A 2,959-nucleotide genomic window follows, 5' to 3' on the forward strand; every position below is an offset into this window, starting at 1 on the left:
GGCGGGGGTCGGCCCGGTCGCCGGGCTGCGCTGGCCCGTGCACGGGGCGCGGATCACCAGCCGCTTCGGGGAAGAGGACATCGACTACCACAAGCAGGTCTTTCACGGCGGGGTGGACCTCGCCGCGCCCGCCGGGACCCCGGTGTACGCGGCGGCGGGCGGCACCGTCCTGGAAAGCGGTCACGGCGCCTACGGCCTGAATGTCCTGACCGGGGGCGGCGGCACCACCCTGGTCTACGGGCACCTCAGCCGCGCGGCGGTGCGCACCGGGCAGACGGTGGCTCCCGGCGACCTGCTGGGGTTTGTGGGCTGCACCGGCATCTGCACCGGCCCCCACCTGCACTTCGAGGTCCGTCCCGGCGGGCAGGCGGTCGACCCGCTGCCCTTGCTCCCGTGAGTGGGCTGCCGTGACCCGGGCGTCCGGGCGTCCGCTGCGGCTGCTCGTCGTCGATGACGAGCAGCAGATTCTCGAACTGCTGGCCCTGACCCTGGAACTTCAGGGCTTCACCGTCACCCCCGCCCGCAGCGGCCCCGACGCCCTGGCCTCCCTGGCAGGCGGCCCCCTGCCCGACCTGATCGTGATGGACGTGCTGATGGCCCCCTGGGACGGCTTCGAGACAGTCCGGCGCCTGCATGACCGGCTGGGCAACCACCTTCCCCCGGTCGTGTTTCTCTCCGGCCTCAACCGCCCCCCCACCCTGCCTGCCGGGGTAACCTGCGAGTATCTCGTCAAGCCCTTCCGCCCCTCCGAACTCGTCGCCTGCCTGCGCCGCCTCGCCCGCCCCCAGGACTGACCCCACCGCCTGCCCCCGACTGGCCCTGATGGTGGGGCCAGTTTCCGTCTAGCCTGGGTCCATGACCCAGACTCCCCACACCCAGACCCCCCAGACTGGAACCCCCGCCCTCAAGGAAGGCTTCGCCGAGATGTTCAAGGGCGGCGTGATCATGGACGTGGTGACCGCCGAGCAGGCGAGAGTCGCGGAGGCCGCCGGGGCGACCGCCGTCATGGCGCTCGAGCGCGTGCCCGCCGACATCCGCAAGGACGGCGGCGTGGCCCGCATGAGCGATCCCCGGATGATCCGCGAGATCATGGCCGCCGTGACCATCCCGGTGATGGCGAAAGTCCGCATCGGGCACATCGTGGAGGCGCGGATTCTGGAGGCCATCGGGGTGGACTTTATCGACGAGTCGGAGGTGCTGACCCCCGCCGACGACCAGTTCCACATCCTCAAGACCGATTTCCGGGTGCCCTTCGTGTGCGGGGCCAAGAACCTCGGGGAAGCCCTGCGCCGGGTGGGCGAGGGGGCCAGCATGATCCGCACCAAGGGCGAGGCCGGAACCGGCAACGTCGTGGAAGCCGTGCGCCACGCCCGCACCGTCCTGGGCGAGATCCGTGCCCTGCAGGCCCGCCCCGCCGAGGAGCTGATGACCCTGGCCCGCGACCTTCAGGCGCCGTACCACCTCGTGCAGCACGTCCACGCGCACGGCAAGCTCCCGGTCGTGAACTTCGCCGCCGGGGGCATCGCCACCCCCGCCGACGCCGCGCTGATGATGCACCTCGGCCTCGACGGCGTGTTTGTCGGCAGCGGCATCTTCAAGAGCAGCGACCCCGAGCGCCGCGCCCGCGCCATCGTCAAGGCCGTCACCCACTGGCAGAACGCGGACGTGCTCGCCGAGGTCAGCGAGAACCTCGGCGCCCCCATGACCGGCATCAACATCGACAGCCTGATTCCCGAAGAGCGCCTCGCGGGCCGCGGGTGGTAAACCGGGACCTGCCCCGCGTGGGCGTCCTGGCCCTGCAGGGGGCCTTCCGCGAGCACCGCCGGGTGCTGGAGTCGCTGGGCGTGCAGGTCACCGAGGTCCGCCTCCCCGCCGACCTCGCCGGACTCGGCGGCCTGATCCTGCCCGGCGGCGAGAGCACCAGCATGGCCCGGCTGATGGACGAGTACGGGCTGTGGGACCCCCTGCGTGACTTTCACGCTTCCGGCGGGGCGCTGTGGGGCACCTGCGCGGGCGCGATCCTGCTGGCCCGCGAGGTGGAGGGCGCCCCCCCGCAGTTCGGCGGCCAGCAGCGCAGCCTCGGGCTGATCGACCTCGGGGTGCGCCGCAACGCCTTCGGGCGGCAGGTGGACTCCTTTCAGGTGCCGCTGGCCGTGCGTGGGCTGGACGCGCCCTTCCCCGCCGTCTTTATCCGGGCCCCCGCCTTGACCGGGGTGGGGGAGGGGGCCGAGGTCCTTGCCACCCACATGGACACGGTGGTTCTCGCCCGCCAGGGCCGCGTCCTGGCCTGCGCCTTCCACCCCGAGCTGACCGGAGACGTGCGGCTGCACCGCCTCTTCCTGGAGATGGTGCGGCTGGAGATGGCGCGGCTGGAGATGGTGCGGCTGGGCATGGTCCGGGAGGAACCCGCGCAGGAGGCCGTGCCCGCACTCTGACCTGCTGCGCCGTCAAGCCCCCCTCCCCCGGAAGGGGGCCCCTTTCTGGCGTGCCCCGGCCCGCCCCCCCAATTTGCCCTATCTTCCGGGGCGTGCCTGCCCGATCCTCCCGTTCCCGCCCGCGTGAGTTCCGTTCCGGCGGCGCGGCCCTGCGCTACACCGTGACCGGGGAGGGCGACCCCATCTTGCTGGTGCACGGGCTGAGCGGGTCCGGCCGCTGGTGGCGGCGCAATGTGCCCGCGCTCGCCGCCTCGCACCAGGTCTATGTCCTGGACCTCGCCGCCTACGGGTACGGCCTGCCGCCCCACCACCGCTCGCCCGGCGTGCGGGGGGCGGCGGCGCTGATCGCGGCGCTGATCGACCACCTCGGGCTGACCCGGGTGACCTTGGTCGGGCACTCGATGGGCGGGCACATCTCCATCCACGTGGCGGCCCTGCGGCCGGGACAGGTGGAGAACCTCGTGCTCGCCTGCGCGAGCGGCCTGCTCGCCGGGCCCCGCGCCCGGATGGCCCTGCACCTGCCC

The 2,959-nt window shown here is 72.8% G+C and carries 5 protein-coding genes; all 5 read left to right on the plus strand.

The genetic code is table 11. The annotated features are described in order from the left end of the window. Nucleotides 1-397, plus strand: a 397-nt coding sequence (locus QOL99_RS16215) for a M23 family metallopeptidase (protein WP_285525334.1), incomplete at its 5' end; no start/stop codon positions are given. Between the two features lie 10 nt (nt 398-407). Further along, complete coding sequence (locus QOL99_RS16220; RefSeq protein WP_285525336.1) at nt 408-794, plus strand: response regulator; 387 nt, start codon at nt 408-410, stop codon at nt 792-794. Nucleotides 795-855: 61 nt separating this feature from the next. Then, nucleotides 856-1,764, plus strand: coding sequence for a pyridoxal 5'-phosphate synthase lyase subunit PdxS (gene pdxS / locus QOL99_RS16225; RefSeq protein ID WP_285525337.1), 909 nt, complete (start codon nt 856-858; stop codon nt 1,762-1,764). Next, the gene (gene pdxT, locus QOL99_RS16230) at nt 1,758-2,435 is read left to right on the plus strand and encodes a pyridoxal 5'-phosphate synthase glutaminase subunit PdxT (RefSeq protein ID WP_285525339.1); all 678 of its coding nucleotides are present in this window, start codon (nt 1,758-1,760) and stop codon (nt 2,433-2,435) included. Before pdxS ends, pdxT begins: the two co-directional genes overlap by 7 nt. A 92-nt stretch (nt 2,436-2,527) precedes the next feature. Beyond that, the coding region (locus QOL99_RS16235) for an alpha/beta fold hydrolase (RefSeq protein WP_285525340.1) at nt 2,528-2,959 on the plus strand (432 nt) is incomplete at its 3' end.

The organism is Deinococcus rhizophilus (genome assembly GCF_030271215.1).
Classification (GTDB): domain Bacteria; phylum Deinococcota; class Deinococci; order Deinococcales; family Deinococcaceae; genus Deinococcus; species Deinococcus rhizophilus.

What these genes read in the sequence shown, in the direction of transcription:
- pdxS (WP_285525337.1), top strand. Translation starts at nt 856, where the DNA reads ATGACCCAGACTCCCCACACCCAGACCCCCCAGACTGGAACCCCCGCC.